Below are 22,640 nucleotides of genomic sequence, written 5' to 3'. Positions count from 1 at the left end.
CTGAAGAGCCGTACAACGACGCTAGTTCGCTGGGGCTTCGACTGACAGGCCCCTAAAGGTGTGAATTCAGGGGTGGGGTGGGAGTAAAATCGCGCCCGCCTCTTCTCACCAAGGTCGGCCCGATGCAGATATCTCCCAAGGGGTCGTCTATTTTTCTCCTATGAGTGCTGAGACAACCAGGCCCAGGAAGTTCTCCTTCGGGCTGCTGCCCCAGATCGTCGCCGCCATCGTGCTCGGCGTGCTGCTGGGCACCGTGCTGCCTGACTGGGTGACGCGCATCTTCGTGACGTTCAACGGACTGTTCGGACAGTTCCTCGGATTCGCCATCCCGCTGATCATTCTCGGCCTCATCGCCCCCGCGATCGCCGATCTCGGCCGCGGTGCCGGTAAGTGGCTGGCGATCACGGCCGGTCTGGCCTACCTCTCCACCATTCTCGCCGGCCTGATGGGCTACGGCGCCTCCATGCTGGTGCTGCCCAGGGTGCTGCCGGCCGACGGCGCGCAGTCCCTCACCAACCCGGAGGAGTCACTGCTCGCTCCCTTCTTCGAGCTGCCCATCCCGCCGCTCTTCGGCGTGACCACGGCCGTCGTGCTCGCCTTCGTGGTGGGCATCGCGCTCACCGTCGTGGAGGGCGGCGCACTGCTGCGCGGTTTCCGCGAACTGCGTGACCTGGTCAACTGGGTGATCGCCAAGATCATCATCCCGCTGCTGCCCATCTACATCTTCGGCATTTTCCTCAACATGACGCAGGGCGGCCAGGTGGCCACCGTCATCGTCACGTTCCTCGGCGTCGTGGTGTTCGTGTTCATCCTCACCTGGATCATGCTCGTGCTGCAGTTCCTGGTGGCCGGCGCCGTCGTCGGCCGCAACCCCTTCCGGATGCTGCTCAATATGCTGCCCGCGTACGCGACCGCCCTGGGCACCTCCTCGTCGGCCGCCACCATCCCGGTGACGCTGCGCTCCACGCTGAAGAACGGCGTGTCCCAGCCGGTGGCGGCCTTCGCCGTGCCGCTGTGCGCCACCATCCACCTGGCCGGCTCCATGATCAAGATCACCTGCTTCTCGATCGCCGTCATGATGCTGTCCGGCAGCGCCATCCAGCCCGGTCTGATGATCGCGTTCATCTTCATGCTCGGCGTCATGATGGTGGCAGCCCCCGGCGTGCCGGGTGGCGCCATCATGACGGCTGTCGGCCTGCTGTCGTCGATGCTGGGCTTCACCGACGCCCAGGTGGGCCTCATGATCGCCACCTACATCGCCATCGACTCCTTCGGCACCGCCACCAACGTCACGGGCGACGGCGCGATCGCCGCCATCATCGACAAGTGGGTCCGCTCCTCCAAGAGCCAGGAACAGCTCTCCGAGGAGTCGGCGGCCAAGGCGGACGCCGAGGCGGTCGACGCGCTGGCCAGCTGAGCCTGACGCCGACGGCGAACGCCGCTTCCGTGAAACCAGCGGTGTGGTGAGATGGAGCCATGACGACACACGTTGATTTCTGGTTCGACCCCGTCTGCCCCTGGGCCTGGATGACCTCCCGCTGGATGCTCGAGGTGGAGAAGGTCCGTGACGTGAAGACCACCTTCCACGTCATGAGCCTCTCCGTCCTCAACGACGGCCGCGACCTGCCCTCCGGCTACCAGGAACTCATGGACAAGGCATGGGTGCCGGCGCGCGCGGCGGTGCTCGTCGAGCAGCGCCACGGCTCGGAGAAGCTGCTCGAGTTCTACACGGAGATCGGCACCCGGTTCCACCTCAACGATGAGGAGCGCTCCCCGGAAACCGTCAGGGCGGCGCTCGCCGCCGTCGGGGCTGACGCCGACATCGTCGACATCGCCCAGACCGGCGACATCGACGACGACCTGCGCCGTTCGCACCACGAGGGCATGGACCCGGTGGGCGACGAGGTGGGCACCCCGGTGCTGCGCGTCAACGGCATGAGCCTGTTCGGCCCGGTCATCTCGCCCGCGCCGAAGGGCGAGGAGGCGGGGGACCTGTTCGACGGTTTCGTGAAGGTCACCGCCTACCCCGGGTTCTTCGAACTGAAGCGCACCCGCACCGTCGGGCCCATCTTCGACTGAACCCGGGCCCGTTAGGGGCGACCCCGGAGTCGGCGGGCACAACCGCGTCACTATCGTTACTTCATGACTTCGGTTCTTGTCGGGTACGCCACCCGCACCGCCTCCGCCCGCGACGTCGCACTCACCGTCGCAGAGGTCCTTCGTGAGGGCGGTCACGACGTGCGCGTGGCCGACCTCAAGGACAAACCCGCCGTCGACGGGGCCGGTCTCGTGATCTTCGGCAGCGGCGTCAACGCCAACAACTGGTATTCCGAGGCAACGATGTGGGCCGCCTCCCATGCCGAGGCCCTGAAGGGCACCAGGGTGGCGGTGTTCAACACCTGCCTCAGCGCTCAGGACCCGGCCGCGCGTGACCAGTCCCTTGCGTACAACGCGCCGGTGGTGGAACTGACGGGTGCGGAGGCCAGTGAGTCTTTCGCGGGGCGTTACGTGCCCGGGAAGGTGGGCTTCTTCCGCCGCCTGTTGATGAAGTCGATGAAGCACGGCGAGCAGGACCACTTCGACCCGGCCGCCGTGCGGGCCTGGGCGGCGACGCTCAACCCCTAGCCGCGGCGTCGAGGAACGCTGCCCAGCCCTCCGTCGTGCTGAGGCGTTGCGTGATGCCGAACTCCTGCTGCAGGGCGCGGGCGGCGTCGCGGGTGGTGGCGTCGAAGTCGCCGTGGTCGGGCACGTCCCGGCCGAAGACCCAGCGCACCACGCCCTGCACGAGCGTCACGTGCGTGCGGGAGCCCTCGTTGAAGCCGAACGGTTCGTAGCCGCTGACGCCGTTGTCGACGTGGATGTGATTGTGGTGCTGCTCGTTGTAGCGGTAGGTGAGCGTGTAGTTGAAGTGCTTCGCCAACGACGCCGCCAACCGCCAGTACAGGGCGAGCCTCGTCGGGTCCTCCCCGTAGAGGTCGTAGCGGCAGGAGACCTCGGTGCCGTCCTCATGGGTGAGGACGCCGAAGTCGAACGCCCGGCCCGCGGCGTGCCAGGACCCGCACTTGTCGACGTGGGCACCGTAGGTGGACACCGCCGCCAGCGCGCCGAGCCCGCTGACCGCCACCCAGTCGTCGGCCCAGCCCTGCAGTTGCTCGACGAACCGCGGGTCCGCGTTGAAGCTCTGCGGGGTGCCCGTGATCTCGTAGCGCAGAGGCGCTCCGCCGAGCGTGTCGAAGGCGGTCAGTGACTCAGGCGAGCGGCAGGCCACTGGCCCGTCCAGGGGCACGTCGAAGCCGGGGTCGAACCGCCCGCACGCGGCCAAGGGCAGCACCGCAGCGCCGAGGAGCAGGGCGCGGCGGGACGTCATGGCAGCCAGCGTAGATCTGCCGCCAAGCCCCCGCCATCCGCCGGAAGTGCCGGCGCACCCCGACCCTGCCTCAGGTGGCCCGCTTCGCGACGCGGAACCACCGGTAGCCATACCCGTCGAGCGGCACCTCGAAGCCGCCGCCCTCGTGGTGGACCACGGCCTCGCCGTCCAGCAGGTCCTCCACCACGTCGTCGTCCCCGAAGACATCCGTGAGGGAGACGACGGTGCCGTCCGAGGAGAAGTTGTGGAGAGCCACGACGGAGGAGTCATCCAACTGCAGGCGGTGCGCAAGCACGGAGGGGGTCTTGTGCTCCAGCACGCTGAAGTCGCCCCAGCCCAACTCGGGCCGCCGTCGGCACACGCCGATCAGGGTGCGGATGAAGGACCACAGCGAGCTGGGATCGTGCTCCTGGTCGGCGACGTTGACGTGCTCGGGGCCGAAGCCGTCCGCCACGGGCCGCTGGATGAGCTTGCCGGGGGCCGCGCTGGAGAAGCCTCCGTTGCGGCCGCTGTCCCACTGCATGGGCGTGCGCACGGACATGCGCCCCTCGGCCGAGAGGTCCTCGCCCATCCCGATCTCCTCGCCGTAGTAGAGCGTGGGGGAACCGGGCAGTGAAAACATCAGTGAGTAGGCCATCCGGACGCGGCGGGGGTCGCCGGCGAACATGGGTGGGAGCCGGCGCTTGAGGCCGCGGTTGTAGACCTGCATCTCCTCCTCTGGGCCGAAGGCCTCGAAGACCTCCTGGCGCTCTTGGTCGGTGAGCTTGTCGAGGGTGAGCTCATCGTGGTTGCGCAGGAACGTGGCCCACTGGCAGGTGGGGTGGATCTCGGGGCGGTCCACTAGCGCCTTGATGAGCGGCGCCGGGTCCTCCCGGGCGAACGAGAGGTAGCAGGCCTGCATGGCGATGAAGTCGAACATCATGTGGAGCTCGTCGCCGCGGTCCTCACCGAAGTACTTCAGCTGCTCCTCGTGCGGCACGTTGACCTCGCCGAGCAGCATGGCGTCGCCCTTGCGGCGGCCCAGGAAGTCGCGGATGCCGCGGATCACGTCGTGCGGGTCCGTGTACTGGGTGGGCGTCGTCGTGGTCTCGGAGTTCTGCAGCAGGAAGGGCACGGCGTCGACGCGGAAGCCGTCGATCCCCAGCTCCAGCCAGAAGCCGACGGTGCGCAGGAGCTCGTCCATCACCTTCGGGTTGGCCACGTTGAGGTCCGGCTGGTGGCTGTAGAAGTGGTGGAGGTACCAGGTGCCGGTGCGCTCGTCCTTTGTCCAGATGCCGTCCTCCTCGCCGGGAAACACGACTTCGGCCGAGGTGTCGCCCGGGTCGTCGTCGCGCCAGATGTAGTAGTCGCGGAACTTGTTGGTGGTGCTACGCCGCGACGCGACGAACCAGGGGTGCTGGTCCGAGGTGTGGTTGACGATGAGGTCTGCGATGACCCGGATGCCGCGGCTGTGGGCGGTGCGGATGACCTCCAGCAGCTCGCCGTGATTGCCCAGACGTGGGTCGACGCCGTAGAAGTCCTTGATGTCGTATCCGTCGTCGCGGTCCGGGCTGGGGTAGAACGGCATCAGCCACAGGGTGTTGACCCCGAGTTGGGCGAGGTAGTCGATGCGCTGGGAGAGCCCGGCGAGGTCGCCCACGCCGTCACCGTCGCTGTCCAGATAGGTCTCGATGTCCAGGCAGTAGATGATGGCGCTCTTCCACCACAGGTCGCTCGTATCGGTAATCCTCATGGGTCCATCGAAGCCAGGTCAGGCGAACTCTGGCAAGACCCTTGAGCCGAACTCCTCGATGAAGGGCTGCTGGTGTTGGCCCACGAAGTGGAGGTAGATGTCGTCGAAACCGAGTGCTGCGTACTCCTGAATCCAGGCCACGTGCTGGGCCGGGTCGTCGGAGATGCGCACCGCACGGCGGACCTCGTCGACGGTGATGTGGGACGCCGCCACGTCGAAACCCTCCACGGTGGCGATGTCCCAGGTCAGGGGTGCGCCCACCGCATTGCCCGCCCACTGCTCGTGGGCGATGTGCTCCGCCCTCTCCAGGCTGGGGGCCCAGCTGAGGTGCAGCTGGAGCGCGAGTCGGCCCCTGCCTCCGGCGCCCCGGTAGGCGTCGATGACCCGGCGGAGCGATTCGTGGTCCTGGTTCACCGTGATGAGGCCGTCGGCCCACTGCGCGATGCGCGCGGCCGATTCAGCCGAGACGGCGGGCCCGATGAGCAGCGGCCGTTCCGTGGGCAGGTCCCAGATGCGCGCGCCGTTCACGGTGACCAGGCCGTCGTGGGAGACCTCCTCACCGTCGAGCAGGCGGCTGATGATGCCGACGCATTCGTCGAGGCGTTGTTCGCGAACCTCCTTGCGCGGCCAGACGTCGCCGGTGATGTTCTCGTTCATCGCCTCGCCGCTGGCGAGCGCCGTCCAGAAGCGGCCCGGGAACATGGACGCCAACGTGCCGATCTTCTGCGCCATGACGGCCGGGTGGTAGCGCTGGCCGGGGGCCGTGACGCAACCGAACGTGAGCCCGGTGGTGGCGAGCGCCGCGCCCAGCCAGCTCCACGTGTAGCCGGAGTGGCCCTGCGCCGTGGACCACGGCACGAAGTGGTCTGAGCACATGGCCATCTGGAACCCGGCCTGTTCTGCGAGTTGAACGTCGGTCAGGAGCTGGCCGGGGGCGATCTGCTCGTGGGAGGCGTGGAAGCCGAGTCGCGTCATGGCCCCTAGTCCAGCCCATCCGGGGCCATGGCGCAACGGTTTCGGCTACTTCAGGAGTGCCTCGCGGAGGGTGTCGAGGCCCACGGAGCCGAGGTCCAGGGCCCTGCGGTGGAACGACTTCACGTCGAACGCGTCGCCTCCCCGGGCCGCCGCCTCGTCGCGCGCCTGCTCCCACAGCCGCTGGCCCACCTTGTAGGACGGCGCCTGACCGGGCCAGCCGAGGTAGCGGTCCAGTTCGAAGCGCAGGAACTCTTCGGCCATGTTGGCGTTGGCCTTGAAGAACTCCCAGGCCTTGGGCTCGTTCCACGTGCCGCCGCCCCATTCCTCCGGCGCGTCCTTGCCCAGGTGGACGCCGATGTCGAGGACGACGCGGGCAGCGCGCATGCGCTGGGCGTCGAGCATGCCCATCCGGTCTCCGGGGTCGTCGAGGTAGCCGAGGTCCGCCATCAGGCGCTCCGCGTAGAGGGCCCAGCCCTCGCCGTGGCCCGAGACCCAGCACGCGAGCCGGCGCCAGCGGTTGAGGAGCGCGGAGCGGTAGATCGTCTGGCCCAGCTGGAGGTGATGGCCCGGGACGCCCTCGTGGTAGACGGTGGTCTTCTCGCGCCAGGTGCCGAAGCGCTCGACGCCCTCGGGCACCGACCACCACATGCGGCCGGGGCGGGAGAAGTCGTCAGAGGGGGCGGTGTAGTAGATGGCGCCGGTGTTGCTGGGGGCGATCATGCACTCGAGCCGGCGCACCGGGGCGGGGATGTCGAAGTGGACATCTGCCAGCTCAACGACGGCCTGGTCCGCAGTCTCCTGCATCCAGCGCTGGAGGGCGTCCACGCCGTGGAGCTGGCGGTTGATGTCGTCGTCGAGGCGCGCCATGGCCTCCTCCGGTGAGGTGCCCTCGCCGTAGAGCTGGAGGGCGACGTCGTCCTGCTCGGCGACGATGCGGTGGAGCTCTTCGCGGCCCCACTCGTAGGTCTCGTCGAGGTCGACACGGGCGCCCAGGAAGTAGCGCGAGAACCGCTCGTAGCGCTCGCGGCCCACGGCGTCGTCCTTCGGGGCGCGGGGGGCGAGCTCACGCAGCGCCTCGGCGAGCCGGCCGTAGGCCCCGCGGGCGACATCGGCGCTGCGGAGCAGCGAGGCGGAGGCGGCGTCCGGCACCTGCGCACCCTCGGCGAAACGGGTCCAGAAAGAACCGCCGCCGGCGAGCTCCTCTGCCTGCTTGACGCCCAGCTCGATCTGGCGGAGCGCAGGGAACGGGCCGTCGGCGTGGGCAGCCGCGTGGCGGAGCGATTCGATGTAGCCGTCCACCGCCGTCGGCACGGTGGCCATGCGCTGGCCGATGACCTCCCACTGTTCGAGGGTGTCCGTGGGCATCAGGTCGAAGATGTCGCGGATGCCCTGCAGCGGCGAGGCGAGGTTGTTGAGGGTGGCGTAGCTCTCGCCGGCGTCGTGGAGTTCGAGTTCGAGGCCGAGCCGCTCGTTCATGGCGGCGGCGGTGACCTCGTCGATCGCATCCTGCGGGGCGGTCTGACGCACCTTCGCGAGCGTGGCGCGCGTGGCGTCGGCGAGGGCGTCGAGCCCGGCCGGGGAGAAATCATCGAGGAGATGGTCCTGGCCGGGGATGCCCCAGTTCGTCGCGGCGATGGGGGAGAGCTTGGCCAAGGTCTCGACGTAGTCGTCGGCGATCTGGTCCAGAGGCGAGCTTGGTCGCGCGGGCGTTTCTGTCATGGATCCGACGCTAGCACCGGCCTCTGACCGCCCGGCGAGGGGATCCTCACGGCTCAGGCGTCGGCGAGCATGTCCTTGACGAGCGGGACCACCTCGGTGCCGTAGAGCTCGATGGAGCGCAGGATCGCCTCGTGAGAGAGACGGCCGGCGGACACCTTGAGCTGGTAGCGGGTGGCGTCGAGTGCCTTCATGCCGTCGGCGATCTTGCGGGCCACGGTCTCCGGAGAACCCACCGCCATGGAGCCGTGGGCGGCCTCGTGCTCGAAGTGCTCCCGGCCCATCTGGCCCCAACCGCGCTCACCGCCGATGCGGCGGCTCTGCTCGAGCCACGCGGGGTAGAGCTGCTCCAGAGCTTCCTCGTCCGTTGGCGCCACGTGACCGTACGTGTGGTAGCCCACGGGCTGCGCCGCCTTACCCAGTTCCTCGAGGGCCCGACGGTGCAGTTCGGCGAACGGCGCGAACCGGGCGGTGGGACCGCCGATGATGGCCAGCATGAGCGGCAGACCGTGCGACGCGGCGCGCACCACGGACTGGGGGCTGCCTCCCACGGCGACCCACGTCTTGAGCGGCCCGTCGGCCAGGGTGGGGAAGAGCTCGACGTCCTTGAGGTTCTGGGTGAGCTTGCCCTGCCACGTGTTGATGCCGCCTTGGATGAGTTGGGCGAAGAGGGCGAGCTTCTCCTCGAAGAGCTCCTCGTAGTCGGCCAGGTTGTAGCCGAACAGGGGGAACGACTCGGTGAAGGAACCGCGCCCCACCACGATCTCGGCCCGGCCTGAGCTGATGGCGTCCAGGGTGGCGAAGCGCTCGAACACGCGCACCGGGTCGTCGGAACTGAGGACCGTGACGGCGGAGGTCAGCTTGATGTGCTGGGTGCGGGCGGCGATGGCCGCGAGCACCATCTCCGGCGAGGACACGGCGAAGTCGTCGCGGTGGTGCTCGCCGATGCCGATGGCGTCCAGGCCCACCTGGTCGGCGAGGATCCCCTCATCGACGACGTTGCGCACGACCTGGTCGTGCGGCAGCAGCGTGCCGTCGGCGGCCGCCGTGACGTCGCCGAAGGTGTCGATGCCGAATTCAAGCGTTTCGAGGTCCATGCCCACTCCAACAATGTTTAGGGTTCAACTATTCCCGGAGTCTAGCCGATCAAGCGCCGGTGACCTTGGCGGGCTCCCTGGACTCCTTTAGACTCGGCGCTGGCGACCCGCCCCGGACGACGGATCAGTACCCGGTGAAGACAAGACTGGCCCCCTCGCGTGAGGGCAGTGCAGAAGGAGTTGTGTCTTCATGGATTGGGTCATCCTGCTCGCCTCCGGTGTGATGGAGGCCGTCTGGGCCACCGCGCTCGGCCGCTCGAACGGGCTCCGGCGCCCCCTGCCCACCATGGTCTTCGTGGTGGCGTCCGTCCTCAGTCTCATCGGCCTCGGGGTGGCGCTCGACACGCTGCCGACGGGCACGGCCTACGCCGTCTGGACCGCCACCGGCGCTTCGCTCACCGTGATCTGGGCGATGGCCACGGGCGCGGAGCCGGCCAGCATCAAGAAGGTCCTGCTGCTGGTGGGCATCGTGACGTGCGTCGTGGGCCTGAAGGTGGTGGCGTGATGCGGCTGCCGCAGTCCTGGGCCTGGCCCGTCCTCCTGGTCAGCGCCGTCCTCGAGGCGGTGTGGGCCAACGCGCTGTCGGCCAGCGAGGGTTTCACGAGGCTCGGGCCCACCGTCGTGTTCCTCGTGGCGGTGGCACTGTCCACCGTCGGCCTCGGGTTGGCGATGAAACACATCCCTACCGGGACGGCCTATGCGGTGTGGACCAGTCTCGGGGCGGTGCTCACCGTGACCTACGCCACCCTGACCGGCCAGGAGCAGATGTCCTGGCTGAAGGCGCTGTTCCTGGCCGGCATCATCGCGTGCGTGATGGGCCTGAAGCGGATGGATCGGGACAGCCCCCACTGAGGAGATCCTCGCCGCCGGCCGATGGGCACTGCTCCGGGCTGGCATTCTTGGAAGCCCAGCGACTGAGAAGGCACCCATGAAGCGACGCACGTTCCTCGCTGTTGCCGCAGGCAGCACCGTGGTCTCGTGCGCGCCCGGCTCCCATCAGGAACCGACTGCCAGCACCCAGCCCGGTGCCGTCGCGGACCCTGACATCGCGTCGCTCGGCGACCTTACGTTGACCGTGTGGGACCAGGAGGTCCGCGGGGGTCAGAACGCCACGATGGAGGCCTTGAACGAGGGCTTCCAGGACGCGTTCCCCAACGTGACGATCCGGCGACTGTCGCAGTCCTTCGACGACCTCCGCAAGCAGGTCACACTCGCGCTCTCCGGCAACGATGTGCCCGACGTGATGCAGGTCAACAACGCCCGGGCCGACATGGGGGCCTTCGTCCGTGCGGGTCAGATCCTCGACCTCTCCGGGTTCGCGGCCGCCTACGGCTGGGACGACCGGTTCGCCGGCTCGGTGCTGGGCAAGATGCGCTACTCACCAGATGCGGTCAGTTTCGGGGAGGGGAACCTCTACGGAGTGCCGCAGACGGGGGAGATCGTCGGGTTGTACTACCGGCAGGCGACCCTGGACAGGCTCGGCGGCGAGGCCCCCGGAACGTGGGAGGGCTACTTCGCCCTGCTCGACGCGGCGCGCGGCGACGGCCTGCAGCCGATGGTGCTCGGCAACCTGGACAAGTGGCCCGCCCTCCATGTGTTCGGGCCGCTCCAGGCTGCCTACGTGCCCACGGACGACATCATCAAGCTCGGCATGGGCAACTCGGGGGCCAGTTGGACCAGCGCCGCGAACCTCGAGGCGCTCACGAAGTTCGCCGCCTGGGGTGCGGAGGACTACCTGGGTGACTCGCCCAACGGCACGGACTACGACTCGGCCTGGCTCCACTTCGCCGAGGGCAAGGCTGCCTTCCTGCCGGCCGGGAGTTGGCTCGCCACAGACCTGCAGAATGCCGTGGGCGAGGGACTGCGCTTCATGGCTCCACCCATGGGCCTCGACGGGGCGCTGGCCACCACCGGGGGTACCGGCATTCCGTGGTCCATCCCGTCGAGGGCCGCCCATCCGGAGGTCGCGGCAGCCTATCTGGACTTCATCACCAACGAAGGGGCCATGGAGACGGTCGCGGCCAACGGCGGGCTCCCCGTGCTACGGGCAGGCGAGCTGGCGCCGGAGACCGGCGTGCTGCACGACGTTTTCGTGGAATTTGAGGCCGTGTCGCAGCGGGGCACGCTGTTGCCCTACCTCGACTACGCGACGCCCACCTTCGGCGACACCGCGGGCGCGGCCTTCCAGGAACTGATCGGCGGCCAGAAGGACCCCGAAGCGGTGGCCGAGGTCCTCCAGGCCGACTACGCGGCCTTCGTCAGCTGAACAGAGCGGTGATCAGGGGCGCCGCGGTGGTGCCGCCGCTGTCGCCGACCTCCACGAACGCCGACACCGCCACCTTGTCGTTGTAGGCGATCATCCACGCGTGCGTCTGCTGGTTGCCCGTCGGTCCCCACTGGGCGGTGCCCGTCTTGGCGCCGATCATCTTGCCCTTCAGGGACTGCGCGGTGCCGGTGTCCACCGTCGCCTTCATCATGGCCTGGAGGCTCTGCGCCTCGGCAGCCGCCAGCGGAGCGGCCGTCGGCGACGCCTGGTGGCCCTTGACGAGCCACGGCACGACGGTGCGGCCGGCGCCGACGGAAGCGGCCACCGCCGCCATGCCCAACGGCGACATCGTGATCTGGCCCTGACCGATCATCGACGCGGCCCGGTCGATCCGGTTGCTGGGGGCCACCGTGCCGAAGTTCGACGTGAACCCGGCGTCGTAATCGGTGCCCACGCCCAGCGACCCTGCGGCGGCGGCCAACTGGTCCGAGGTGACGGTGTCTGCGGCCGAGACGAACGCGGTGTTGCACGAGTACTTGAAGGCGTCCGTCAGCGTGATGGCACCGGTGCGGCTGTAGCCGGTGTAGTTGCCGAAGGTGTAGGTGTCGATGGCGAGCGTGGGTGGGCATTGCACCGTCGACGACGGCGACAACCCGTTGCGCAGCATCGCCAGCGACGAGACGACCTTGAAGGTGGACCCTGGAGCGAACTTGCCGAACGTGGCGTGGGGGTAGGTGCCGCCCGACGGCGACTGTGCCGCCGCGAGCAGCCCACCGTCGGCCAGGTTGATCACCACGAGCGACGCGAGACCGGGCTGCGTCGCGAGGACCGCTTCGGCCTTTGTCTGCAGGTCGCGGTCCATGCTGAGGTCGATGCCTTCGCTGACGGATGTGTCCTGGAGGAACAGCGGTCGGGGTTCCATGGGGGTGGGTGACGGTGACTCGCCCTCCTCCGTGGCCCGCGATACCAGGTCCACCCGGATCAGGGGTACGCCGCGGAGTTGCTCGTCGTAGCGCAGTTGCAGGCCGGAGATGCCCACGCGGTCGTTGACGGTGAGCTTGCCCCCGGACTCCTCGATCATCTCCGCGGTGGGCTCCCCGATCGCGCCCAGGATGGGCGCGGCGAACGTGGAACTGGGGCCCAGCACCGCGCGGATCTCCCGCACGTGCCGGCCCGGCACATCGGCGACCCCGGCGGGGATCTCCGACTGCGGCAGCGTCTTGGCGATCACGAAGGCCTTCGGCCCGCCGCCCAGCACCTTGGCCGTGAAGGCCTCCGCGTCGGCGCCCAGGAGGGTGGCCAACTGGGCGGCCGAGGCGGCCCACTCTGCTTCGGCCAGCGCCGCCTTGTCGATGCCCACCTCGTAGAGCGCGCGCTCCTCGACCAGCGCCAGGCCGGTGTTGTCGTTGATGGGCCCCCGCTTGGCCTCCTCCTGCGTGAAGCGCAACCTCGTCGACCCCGTCAACTCCGGGTGCGCCAACGTCGGCGACCACTCGAGCACCCACTGGTCGTCGCGCAAAGTGAACGCGGCAGGCGTGGCGTAGGTCCAGCCTTCCACGCCCAGCGGGTACGTCACCGTCAAGGTGCCGACGGCGCCCTCACCCTGGTAGGTCAGCTCGCCCGGTTCGAACGTGGGGTAGATGCCGTCCATGCCGGCGAAGATCGTTTCGAGTTCGGCCTGCGCCGCGGCGTTGCTGGCCGACATCGTGAGCTTGGAGACATCCCTGGCCGTCAGTGCGGCGGCCACCTCCGCCAGGACGGAGTCTGCGGCGGGCAGGTCACCGGCAGGGCTTGCCGCCGTCGGCGACTCCTGCGGCTGGGGCGACTCCCCGTCGGTGCCCGGGGCGCAGCCCGAGGCGAGTAGGACGGCGGTCAGTGCCGCGGCCAGCAGTCGACGCATAGGGGACCTCCTCTTCGGCGCCACCCCAGGCTACCCAAGGGTGACGTCAGCCCTCGCAGAACGCGCGGTGGCTTCCGGCGTTTCCGGGCGGGCCGTGCCGGACGGTAGACTTGATGAGTCATCGACGTTGGCCCTGAAGGGTACCGATGGCAGAAACCCCGTTTTCTCGCCAGTCAGGAGCTTTTGCGTGTCGACAAACGTGCCCCTCTGGGTCTGGGCGATCACTCTGGTCGCCATTCTGGCCCTTCTCGCGTTCGACTTCTTCTTCCACGTGCGTCAGGCGCACGAACCCACCCTCCGCGAGGCCACCATCTGGTCGGCCTTCTATGTGGGGGTGGCGATCCTCTTCGGTGTCATCCTGCTGGTCTTCGGTGGCACCACCATGGGCGTGGAGTACTTCTCCGGCTATCTGCTGGAAAAGGCGTTGTCAGTTGACAACCTCTTCGTGTTCCTGGTGATCATCTCCAGCTTCGCAGTGCCCCGCGCGGACCAGCAGAAGGTGCTGCTGTTCGGCATCGTCTTCGCGCTGATCGCCCGCTCGGCCTTCATCTTCGCCGGCAAGGCGATGATCGACAACTTCACCTGGACCTTCTACCTCTTCGGCCTGATCCTCATCGTGACGGCCGGCAAGCTGCTGGCCCCGGAGAAGGAAGACTCGGAGGCGGACAACTTCATCATCCGCCTGGCCAAGCGCTTCCTCCACACCACGGATCACTACGACGGCGACAAGCTCTTCACCATGGAGAACGGCCGCCGGGTCCTCACCCCCATGCTGCTCGTGATGGTGGCCATCGGCGGCACGGACATCCTGTTCGCCCTGGATTCCATCCCCGCCATTTACGCGGTCACCACCAACGTCTACATCGTGTTCGCCGCCACCGCGTTCTCGCTGATGGGTCTTCGTCAGCTGTACTTCCTCATCGACGGCCTGTTGGACCGCCTCGTCTACCTGAAGTACGGCCTGTCGATCATCCTCGGCTTCATCGGCGTCAAGCTGGTGCTCGAGGCGCTGCACACCAACGCGCTGTTCTTCATCAACGACGGTGAGCCTGTCAACGTGTTCACGTTCGACGCGTACACGTCGCTGCCCGTCATCGTCGGCGTCCTGACCCTCACCGTGGTCGCGTCGCTCGTCTCGCCCAAGGGCAAGCTCATGGCCGCCGTCCGCCGCGTGGACCGCCTGGCCCACGGCTACCTGAGCCACGACTACCAGGGTGAGCCGGGTGAGCGCACCGCCAAGTACGAGGAGATGCTGGCAGCGCAGAACGCCCTCATGCGCTTCGACCGTGACAAGGTCGACGCCATGATGGAAGAGGTCGGTGCCAACTGGTCCGTCGAGAAGGCGGAGCGCGCGCACGCCGAGGCCAGCGGCTACTGACGTGCAGCTGATCAGCGCCCTCAGGCGACTCTGGCGCCACGCAGCCTTCCGTCGGCTGCTGACCCTGCGGATCCTGAGCCAGGCTGCTGACGGCACACTCCAGGTGGGGATGGCCAGCTACATCCTGTTCTCCCCACAGTCGCAGGCCAGCGCCTGGGCGATCGCGGGTGTGCTGGCGCTCACCCTGCTGCCGTTCACCGTGATCGGCCCGTTCGTGTCGCCGCTGCTGGACCGCTGGTCACGACGCGACGTCGCCCTCTACTCGGACCTCACCCGTGCGGTCCTCGCCGCCACCATCGGCGTGATCATCGCCACGGGGGCCACGACGGGGGGCTGGGCCGTCGTGCTGTTCGGCGCGCTCCTGGTCGCGATGAGCATCAACCGGTTCATGCTGGCCGGGCTGTCGGCCGGGCTGCAGCACACCGTCGAGCAGGACGAGTACCTCACGGCGTCGTCGATCGTGCCGACGGTGGGGCCCATCGGGGTCGTCATCGGCGCGGTCGCCGGCTTCGCCGCCCGGTTCGCGCTGGGCGACGCGCTGGGGGCCAACAGGGCCGATGCCGTGGTGTTCGGGTTGTCGGCGGTGATGTTCGTCGGCTCGGTGCTGGTGTGCCGCGGCTTCCACCGCGACGCCCTCGGCCCCGGCCCCGTTGACCCAGCCGCTGGCGGCGTGGGTTCCACCGTCGTCAGGCGGAGTTCGACCACGGAGGTGGTGGCCGGCCTGGCAGATGCCGCCCGCCATCTGCGCACCCGTCCCGTCGCGCTTCTGGCGCTGCTGCTGATGGCCGCCACACGGCTGCTGTTCGGCCTGCTCAGCGTCGCGGTCATCCTCGCCGCCAGGCACCTGTGGCACCCTTCGGACCGCCCGGAACTGGCGCTCGCCGACCTGACGGTCTGGGGCCTGGCCACCGGCGCCGGCTTCATCCTGTCGGCACCCGTGGTGCCCGTCATGGTGCGGTGGCTGGGGCTGCGCCGCACCTCGATCGCGGTGCTCCTGCTCGGCACGGCCACCTCGGCGGCGTTGGCCATCAGCTCCGCGAAGCCCGTGGTCTTCGTGACCAGCTTCTTCGTCGGCCTGGCCGTCCAGGCATTCAAGGTCTGTGTGGACACCATCGTCCAGTCGCACGTGGAAGAGCAGTACAAGGGTCGCGTCTTCACCTTCTACGACATGCTCTTCAACGCCGCGTTCGTCACCGCTGGGGTCGTGGCTGCCTTCGTGCTGCCCACCACGGGGCTGTCGACTGCGGCCTTCCTCGGCATCGGGGTGGGTTACGTGGCCTGTGCAGCGGTGCTGTTCGGGGCAGGGGCGCGTCTGGGGCACGCCACGTTCGAACGCGGGACGGAAGACCTCACGCGCGCGTCCTGAACGCCGGTGTCAGTCTGTCGCCTCAGCCCACAGCTCGCGGCGACGCGCGGCCTGCCGACGGTCCACCGCCCCCACCACCACGCAGGCCAGGGTGATCAACCCGACGAGCCACAACAGTTTGCGCATCATGGCCGCCAATCTACCCGGCCGGCCCTGTGTCCCGCGGCTGCTCACCAGCCGCGGGCGATCCAGTCAGCGAGCTGCGGGCGCTCGGCCCCGATGGTGGTGGAGGTCCCGTGCCCGGTGTGGACCACCGTCTCGTCGGGAAGCGTGAAGAGCCGCTCGGAGATGGACCCGATGATCTGCTCGAAGCCGGAGTAGCCCCAGCGCGTGGCGCCCGGGCCGCCCTCGAAGAGGGTGTCGCCGGTGAAGACGCAGCCGAGATCCTCCGCCACCAGAGACACCGCCCCGGGCGTGTGGCCCGGGGTGTGCCGCACCTCCAGCTCGGTCCCCGCGACGGCGAGGCGCTCGCCGTCGAGCAGCGGGTTGAAGTCGTCGCCCGGGTGCTCCTCGTCCCAGAGGAACCTGTCGGCCTCGTGGAGCCGGATGGGTGGGTTGTCCACCTGGGGTGCGAAGTCCAGGACTGCTCCGATGTGGTCCCAATGTCCGTGTGTCAGCACGATCTGCGTGACGCGCCGCCCGCCCACGAGTTCGACGACGGCCGAGGCGTCGTGGGCCGGGTCGATGACGATGGCCTCGGTGTCGTCGCCCACCAGCCACACGTTGTTCTCGAAGCCCTGGCCGGAGGCGGTCACCAGGTGTTCGACGCGGGCGCTCACGCCCCGGTCCCGATCGGCTCGACGAAGGCCTGCGAGGCGAGGGTGATGAGCCGCTTCGATTCCTCGTTGTAGCCGATCTGGCGGGGGGAGTAGTGCAGTGTCTCGAGGATCTCCAGCGCATCGGCGACCGGGACGGTGAACCGCACGCCGGCGCGGGCGGCGGCCTGCTCGGCGACCTCCAGGTACATGGGCAGCAGCCCGGCGCGGGTGGCGCGCAGCCGCTCGCCGAACTCGGGCACCCGCGCGGCCCGCAGCGACAACTCCACCTCCGTCGCATGCAGTGCGGGGGACAGGTGCGCCACGTCGAGGATGGCCGTGACGATGCTGTCCGCCGGGATCTCGTCGGGCATGGTGGCCAGCGCGTCCCGGATCCGGGCCGACGCCTCCTCGGCCACGGTCTGGGCGATCTCGATGCAGAGGTCGTCCTTGCTGGAGAAGTTCGAGTAGAAGGCCCCACGCGTGAAGCCGGCCGCCTCACACACCTGCTCGACGCTGGTGGCGTCAATGCCACGGGTGCCGAACTCGCTGATGCCGGCCTCGACGAGGCGGGCGCGGGTGGCCCGTCGTCGGGCTGTGTCCAAGACCGTCATGTTGCTCACTTTCGCGACGGGTACAGGAATGTATTGAAATCGGTACACCGATGTATCCTGATGCCGGTACACCAGAGGATAGGGCAATCTCATGTCAGCTTGGCTTTACGCCGTCGGCAAATGGTGCTTCCGGCGCCGCCTCACCGTGCTTGCCATCTGGCTGGCGGTCCTCCTGGGCCTGGGCGGCGCGGCCGCGGCCTGGTCAGGGAGCTTCAACAACGACTTCGACATCCCCTCCTCCAACTCCCAGGAGGCGCTGGAGAAGCTGAGGATGACGTTCCCGCAGGGTGCCGCCTTGTCGGCCATGGCGGTGATCGTGCTCCCCGAGGGCGAGTCGGTCGAGACCTACCGGCCCCAGATCGAGGACGCTGTCGCCAGCTTCGCCGCGCTCGACGAGGTGGAGGCCGACGGTGCCACCTCGCCCTGGAATGAGTTCGTGGACGGACTCATCTCCGACGACGAACGCGCGGCGCTGATCCAGCTGAGCCTCGGGTTCTCCGGAGTGACCCCGACCGCCGACGACCTGGCGCCCATCACCGAGGTGGCCGACGCCCTGCAGGCGGAGCTGCCGCCGGGCAGCGAGGTCGCGATGGGCGGCGAGGCCTACAACATCGAACTGCCCGCGCTGAGCCTCATCGAGATCATCGGCCTGGTGGTGGCCCTCATCGTCCTCACCGTGGTGCTGGGATCCCTCGTTGCTGCGGGACTGCCGCTGCTGACCGCCATCATGGGCGTCGGCATCACCACGGCGCTCATGTTCCTGCTGACGTCGGTCTTCGCCATCAACTCCACCACGCCCATCCTCTCCGTGATGCTCGGCCTCGCCGTCGGCATCGACTACGCCCTCTTCATCCTGTCGCGGCACCGCGACCAGTTGCGCCAGGGCCTCGAGCCGCAGGAGTCGGCCGGCCGCGCCGTCGGCACCTCCGGGTCGGCCGTCGTGTTCGCCGGCCTCACCGTCTTCATCGCGCTGCTCGGCCTGTCCGTGGCCAACATCCCGTTCCTGACCGTGATGGGCATCTTCGCGGCGCTCGGCGTGGCCTTGGCCGTCGCCGTCGCGCTGACCCTGCTGCCCGCGCTGATGGGGTTCATGGGCGAGAAGATGCGCCCCCGGGAACGCGCGCCGAAGGCCAGGAAGAAGTCCCGTTCCGGGACGGGTGCCTTCGCCTGGTGGGTGGGCGTCACCACCAAGCACCCGGTGGCCACCATCATCAGCGTCGTGGTGCTGCTCGGTGCGTTGACGATTCCGACGGTGGGGCTGCAGGTGTCGCTGCCCAACGCCGGCCAGCAGCGCGCGGAACAGCCCGCGCGGATCGCCTACGACCTCATGGCGGAGCACTTCGGCGAGGGCGTCAACGGCCCGCTCGTCGTGACCGCCGACATCATCGGCTCGACGGACCCCCTCGGCGTCATGGCCGACCTCAAGGCCGACATCGAGCGGATGGACGGCGTCGCCTCCGTGCCGCTGTCCACCCCCAACCCCAACGCCGACACGGGCCTCATCCAGGTGGTCCCCACCACCGGCCCGGACGACCCCGCGACCGCCGTCCTCGCCCGCGCGCTGATGGACCGACACGACGAGTGGCTGGCCGAGTACGACGTCAACACCAACGTCACCGGCATGACCGCCGTCCAGATCGACATCAGCGACAAGCTCACCCAGGCGCTGCTGCCGTTCGGGCTGCTGGTGGTCGGCCTGTCCCTGGTACTCCTGGCCGCAGTGTTCCGCTCGGTGTGGGTTCCGGTGAAGGCGACGGTGGGCTACCTCCTCAGCGTCGGCGCGGCGTTCGGTGCCACCACTCTGGTGTTCAACCACGGCTGGCTCAAGGAGTTGGTCAACCTCGAGCGCGGCATGCCGGTCATCTCGTTCCTGCCCATCCTGCTGATGGGCATCCTGTTCGGCCTCGCCATGGACTACGAGGTGTTCCTCGTCAGCCGGATCCGTGAGGAGTACGTGCACGGCAAGAGCGCGCTCGACGCCATCCGCAGCGGCTTCGTCGCCTCAGGGCCGGTCGTGGCCGCTGCGGCCGTGATCATGTTCGCCGTGTTCGCGTTCTTCGTCCCCGAAGGCATGGGGCCGATCAAATCGATCGCGTTCGCGCTGGCCGTGGGCGTCGCTGTGGACGCGTTCCTGGTCCGCATGACGCTGGTGCCGGCCGTGATGACGCTGCTCGGCGACCGCGCCTGGTGGCTGCCCGCGTGGCTGGACCGCCTGCTGCCCACCTTCGACGTGGAGGGCGAGGTGCTCTCCAAGGAGATGGCGCTCAAGGAATGGCCCGGCGACGGGTCGGCGCTGCACGCCGAAGACCTTGAGGTGGAGGGCATCGTCGAGCCCCTCGCCCTGTGGCTGATGCCCGGCCAGGTGGCCGGAGTCGTCGGCCCCGTCGGCGCCCGCACCGGCGCCCTCCTGGCGCTGGGCGGCAGGCTCCAGACCACCGGTGGCCGAGCCCGGGTGGCCGGCGCGTTGCTGCCCGAAGGGGCAGGCCGGGCCCGCCGTCGGGTGACCTACCTCGACCTCGCCCATGTCGAGGACGTGGCCGCCGCGCTGGAGAGCACCCGTCCGGCCACCGTCGTGATCGTCGACTCCGTCGACGTGGTGACCCCGGGCGCCGCGCGGGACGCCCTCGACCAGCTCATCCAGAACACCCGTGCGCGGGGCGCCGTCCTCCTGGGCGCCGCCAGCGCGGAGCACCTCATCGACCTGACCCCCGACGGCGTGCTGAACGTCGCCACCCCCCTGCACGAGGAGACAAGGGCATGAGAAACACCCGCCCCACCCCTGCACAGATCGTCGCGATGGCGCTTGTGCCGCTGCTGGCCGCAGGCCTGCTGCTCGGCCTGATCGGCCGTGGCGGCGAGAGCCGCATCGAGGCCGCCGTCGTGAATCTCGACCAGGCGGTCACCGTCGGCGACCAGTACATCCCCATGGGCCGCCAGCTCGCGGCCGCCATGCTCGAGCGCGAAGGCGACAACATCAGCTGGACCCTCGCGGACGCGCCCAGCGCCACCGAGGGCCTCAGGTCCGGCAGGTTCTCCGCCGTCGTGACCATCCCGGAGAACTTCTCCGCCAACGCCACGTCCTGGTCCGAGAACGACGCGGCCAAGGCCGAGCAGGCTGGCATCCAGGTGGCGGTCAGCGACAACGCGCCGGTCACGGACGCCCAGGTGGCCGAGCAGATCGCCCGCATGGCCACCGACACCATCAACGCGCAGCTCACCGAGGGGTACCTCGACGGCATCTACGTGGGCTTCAACACCGTGGGCGAGCAGTTCGGCACCATCGTCGACGGCGTCTCCGAGTTGGAGGACGGCGCCTCGCAGCTGTCCGACGGCGCCCAGCAGTCGGCCGACGGCGCCGCCCAGCTCAACGACGGCATGACGCTGCTCAAGGACAACGGCGGCAAGCTGGCCGACGGTGGCGCGCAGCTCGCGGAGGGCGTGGGCGACCTCGCCGTGGGCGTCGGCGCCCTGAACACAGGCGCCGGCCAGCTCGCTTCGGGAGCCGACCAGTTGGCCGACGGCGTGGACCAGTTCGCCGGTCAGGCGCCCCGCCTCGTCGACGGGGCCGAACAGTTGGCTGACGGCGTCGAGCAGTTCTCCGGACAGACCCCGGCCCTCGTCGACGGCGTGACGCAACTGGCGGACCAGGGCGGGCAGTTGCTCGCCGGGCTCCCCGAGTTCGCCGAGGGTTCCGCCGCAGTGGTCGGCGGGGTCGACCAGCTCAGCGACGGCCTCAGCCAGATCATCACCGGCATCGAGAACCAGCCGGTCGACACCGCGGAGCTCGATCTGTTGGCCCAGGGCGCCCGCGCCACCGCCGACGGCGCTGCCGGGCTCAGCGGCGGCCTCGCCCAGGCGGACCAGGCCCTGCAGGGCTATGCCTCCGGCGCCGTGCCCATGCCCGCCGAGGTCGCGGCGGTCGCAGACCAGATCGCGCAGGCCTTCACGTGCCCGGTGGAGGATCCGGCCACGTGCGAGATGCTCCGCCAGACGTTCGCGGCCGGCGCTGCCGCCGGCGTGCAGGGCGGGTTCCAGGCCGGCACCGGCGCGGGTTCGGCCGCGCTCAACACGCCAGACCCGCAGAGCGGGCTGTCGCTGGTGGGCGGCGCGGGCCAACTCGCCGGCGGCGCCGACGCGCTGGCTGACGGGGTCGACACCCTTGTCGCCGAACTGCCGACGCAGACCGCCGAGCAGATGGCCGTCCTCAGCGGCGCCCTCACGCAGGTGCGTGACGGCGCTGACCAGATCGTCACCGAGGCCCAGCCCCTCGTCGACAACGCCCCCCTCATCGCGGACGGCGCCACCCAGTTGAACGGCGGGCTCCAGCAACTCAAGGGGCAGATCGGCGCGCTGCCGACCGGAGTCACGCAGTTGGCCGACGGCGCCCGCAGCCTGGCAGACGGCATCGCCCAACTCCCGGCCGGTGTGCAGCAGTTGCAGACCGGCGCCCGCGGCCTGGCTGACGGGGCCTCGGGCCTCGCCAGCGGCGTGGGGCAGCTCGACTCGGGCGCCCAGCAGCTGCAGACCGGCGCCGAGGAATACGTCTCGGGCGTCGGCCAGTACACCACCGGCGTGCGCTCGGCGGCCGAGGGAACCGACGCGCTCAGCGGCGGGCTCAGCCAGCTGTCGTCCGGCGCCGGCCAGCTCTCTGACGGTCTCGAGCTGTTCAACACCGAGCTGACGAAGGGCGCCGCGGAGCTGCCCAGCTACTCGGCCGAGGACCGTAAGCAACTGTCCAGCGTCGCCGCGTCGCCGGTGGCCGAGGAGAAGGATTTGATCACGCCCACGGAGGTGGGTTCCACGGCGCTGCTGATCGTGGCCGGGCTGTGGCTCGGCGCCCTGGCGGCGTTCGCCTTCTGGCGTCCCGTGCCGCGCAACGTCGTCAGCTCCCGTGCAGCGAGCATCGTGCTCTGGGGCCGCACGGTGTGGCTGCCTCTGGTGCTCGTCGTCGGCCAGGGCCTCGTGCTGGGGCTCATCGGTTCGGTCGTGCTGGGCCTGGGCGTGGGCACGGCCGCGGTGCTCGTGTTGCTGATGATGCTGTTGGGCGGCTCGTTCGCGTTGGCCAACCACGCCCTGGCCGGTTGGCTGGGCAACATCGGGCGGTTGATCTCCGGGCTGCTGCTCGTCGTGACGGTGGGCCTCGGCCTCTCCTCGGCCGTCGGCTGGCTCTCGCCGATCGGCGCGGTGTCACCGCTGCAGAACGGTTTCGAGCTGGTCCGCACCCACATGGCGGACGGCACCGGCGAGGTGGGCCTGGCATCCGTGGCGCTCCTGCTCGGCGTCGTCGCCCTGGCCTTCTCGGTGACGGCGATCGCCGCCAAGCGTCGTCTGACACCTGCGCAGTTCCGGGCGGCACACGCCGGCTGATACTCCAAGCAGGTGGGCGTACGGGGCCCCGCCACCGGCCGGCAAACGGTGTGTGACGTGACCCGAACGGCTGGTTAACTTGGCAACGGTCTATGCCCGGAGGAGAT

At 69.2% G+C, this 22,640-nt stretch carries 18 protein-coding genes and 1 riboswitch; of the genes, 10 read left to right on the top strand and 8 right to left on the bottom strand.

All coding sequences use genetic code 11. From position 1 onward, the window contains the following. Nucleotides 1-160: 160 nt before the first annotated feature. From ACZK4S_RS13990 to ACZK4S_RS13980, 3 genes are all read left to right on the top strand, one after another. Nucleotides 161-1,417 carry a dicarboxylate/amino acid:cation symporter gene (locus ACZK4S_RS13990; RefSeq protein ID WP_463644699.1) on the top strand — a complete coding sequence of 419 codons (1,257 nt, stop codon included), beginning with the start codon at nt 161-163 and terminating at the stop codon, nt 1,415-1,417. A 59-nt stretch (nt 1,418-1,476) separates the two neighbouring features. Further along, on the top strand, nt 1,477-2,079 hold the full coding sequence (locus ACZK4S_RS13985) for a DsbA family protein (RefSeq protein ID WP_463644698.1): 603 nt from the start codon (nt 1,477-1,479) through the stop codon (nt 2,077-2,079). 63 nt (nt 2,080-2,142) lie between these two features. After that, nucleotides 2,143-2,625, top strand: coding sequence for a flavodoxin domain-containing protein (locus ACZK4S_RS13980; protein ID WP_463644697.1), 483 nt, complete (start codon nt 2,143-2,145; stop codon nt 2,623-2,625). On the opposite strand, the gene ACZK4S_RS13975 is transcribed toward ACZK4S_RS13980, so the two are convergent. The 5 genes from ACZK4S_RS13975 to ACZK4S_RS13955 form a co-directional block, all read right to left on the bottom strand. Beyond that, entirely contained in the window at nt 2,615-3,367 is a 753-nt protein-coding gene (locus ACZK4S_RS13975; RefSeq protein ID WP_463644696.1) for an extensin family protein, read from the bottom strand. The genes ACZK4S_RS13980 and ACZK4S_RS13975 overlap by 11 nt on opposite strands. 70 nt (nt 3,368-3,437) lie before the next feature. Then, complete coding sequence (locus ACZK4S_RS13970; RefSeq protein ID WP_463644695.1) at nt 3,438-5,099, bottom strand: alpha-amylase family protein; 1,662 nt, start codon at nt 5,097-5,099, stop codon at nt 3,438-3,440. A gap of 18 nt (nt 5,100-5,117) precedes the next feature. Further along, a complete protein-coding gene (locus tag ACZK4S_RS13965) occupies nt 5,118-6,074 on the bottom strand; it encodes a TIGR03885 family FMN-dependent LLM class oxidoreductase (RefSeq protein ID WP_463644694.1) in 957 nt (318 codons plus the stop codon). A 45-nt stretch (nt 6,075-6,119) separates the two neighbouring features. Further along, nucleotides 6,120-7,793: a DUF885 domain-containing protein gene (locus ACZK4S_RS13960; protein WP_463644693.1), complete on the bottom strand. Its 1,674-nt coding sequence runs from the start codon at nt 7,791-7,793 to the stop codon at nt 6,120-6,122. A 53-nt stretch (nt 7,794-7,846) separates the two neighbouring features. After that, the gene (locus tag ACZK4S_RS13955; RefSeq protein ID WP_463644692.1) at nt 7,847-8,887 is read right to left on the bottom strand and encodes an LLM class flavin-dependent oxidoreductase; all 1,041 of its coding nucleotides are present in this window, start codon (nt 8,885-8,887) and stop codon (nt 7,847-7,849) included. A gap of 96 nt (nt 8,888-8,983) precedes the next feature. Next, a riboswitch (guanidine-III (ykkC-III) riboswitch) is annotated at nt 8,984-9,042 on the top strand. A 35-nt stretch (nt 9,043-9,077) separates the two neighbouring features. On the opposite strand from ACZK4S_RS13955, the gene ACZK4S_RS13950 reads away from it, so the two are divergent. The 3 genes from ACZK4S_RS13950 (at nt 9,078) to ACZK4S_RS13940 (ending at nt 11,153) form a co-directional block, all read left to right on the top strand. Beyond that, nucleotides 9,078-9,392, top strand: coding sequence for a DMT family transporter (locus ACZK4S_RS13950; protein ID WP_076062155.1), 315 nt, complete (start codon nt 9,078-9,080; stop codon nt 9,390-9,392). Then, on the top strand, nt 9,392-9,739 hold the full coding sequence (locus ACZK4S_RS13945) for a DMT family transporter (protein WP_463644722.1): 348 nt from the start codon (nt 9,392-9,394) through the stop codon (nt 9,737-9,739). Before ACZK4S_RS13950 ends, ACZK4S_RS13945 begins: the two co-directional genes overlap by 1 nt. Nucleotides 9,740-9,815: 76 nt before the next feature. Further along, nucleotides 9,816-11,153: an ABC transporter substrate-binding protein gene (locus tag ACZK4S_RS13940; RefSeq protein WP_463644691.1), complete on the top strand. Its 1,338-nt coding sequence runs from the start codon at nt 9,816-9,818 to the stop codon at nt 11,151-11,153. On the opposite strand, the gene ACZK4S_RS13935 is transcribed toward ACZK4S_RS13940, so the two are convergent. Beyond that, nucleotides 11,146-13,053 carry a penicillin-binding transpeptidase domain-containing protein gene (locus ACZK4S_RS13935; protein ID WP_463644690.1) on the bottom strand — a complete coding sequence of 636 codons (1,908 nt, stop codon included), beginning with the start codon at nt 13,051-13,053 and terminating at the stop codon, nt 11,146-11,148. The two genes, ACZK4S_RS13940 and ACZK4S_RS13935, sit on opposite strands and share 8 nt — an antisense overlap. A 187-nt stretch (nt 13,054-13,240) precedes the next feature. Here ACZK4S_RS13935 and ACZK4S_RS13930 point away from each other — a divergent pair, with 187 nt between their 5' ends. Then, on the top strand, nt 13,241-14,431 hold the full coding sequence (locus ACZK4S_RS13930; protein WP_463644689.1) for a TerC family protein: 1,191 nt from the start codon (nt 13,241-13,243) through the stop codon (nt 14,429-14,431). A 1-nt stretch (nt 14,432) separates the two neighbouring features. Next, nucleotides 14,433-15,797 carry an MFS transporter gene (locus ACZK4S_RS13925; protein ID WP_463644688.1) on the top strand — a complete coding sequence of 455 codons (1,365 nt, stop codon included), beginning with the start codon at nt 14,433-14,435 and terminating at the stop codon, nt 15,795-15,797. Between the two features lie 170 nt (nt 15,798-15,967). Here the strand turns inward: ACZK4S_RS13925 and ACZK4S_RS13920 are convergent, their stop codons facing one another. Both ACZK4S_RS13920 and ACZK4S_RS13915 read right to left on the bottom strand, forming a co-directional pair. Next, a complete protein-coding gene (locus ACZK4S_RS13920; RefSeq protein ID WP_463644687.1) occupies nt 15,968-16,576 on the bottom strand; it encodes an MBL fold metallo-hydrolase in 609 nt (202 codons plus the stop codon). Further along, nucleotides 16,573-17,166, bottom strand: a complete 594-nt coding sequence (locus ACZK4S_RS13915) for a TetR/AcrR family transcriptional regulator (RefSeq protein ID WP_076062167.1) — start codon at nt 17,164-17,166, stop codon at nt 16,573-16,575. Before ACZK4S_RS13915 ends, ACZK4S_RS13920 begins: the two co-directional genes overlap by 4 nt. A gap of 91 nt (nt 17,167-17,257) precedes the next feature. Between ACZK4S_RS13915 and ACZK4S_RS13910 the strand changes: the two genes are divergently transcribed. After that, nucleotides 17,258-19,927 carry an MMPL family transporter gene (locus ACZK4S_RS13910; protein WP_463644686.1) on the top strand — a complete coding sequence of 890 codons (2,670 nt, stop codon included), beginning with the start codon at nt 17,258-17,260 and terminating at the stop codon, nt 19,925-19,927. Continuing rightward, nucleotides 19,924-22,533 carry a hypothetical protein gene (locus tag ACZK4S_RS13905; RefSeq protein ID WP_463644685.1) on the top strand — a complete coding sequence of 870 codons (2,610 nt, stop codon included), beginning with the start codon at nt 19,924-19,926 and terminating at the stop codon, nt 22,531-22,533. Before ACZK4S_RS13910 ends, ACZK4S_RS13905 begins: the two co-directional genes overlap by 4 nt. The last annotated feature ends 107 nt before the right edge of the window (nt 22,534-22,640 follow it).

Source organism: Tessaracoccus zhenghani (assembly GCF_055326325.1).
The sequence above is the reverse complement of the archived record's forward strand: the minus strand, read 5'-3'. Positions and strand labels throughout refer to the sequence as shown.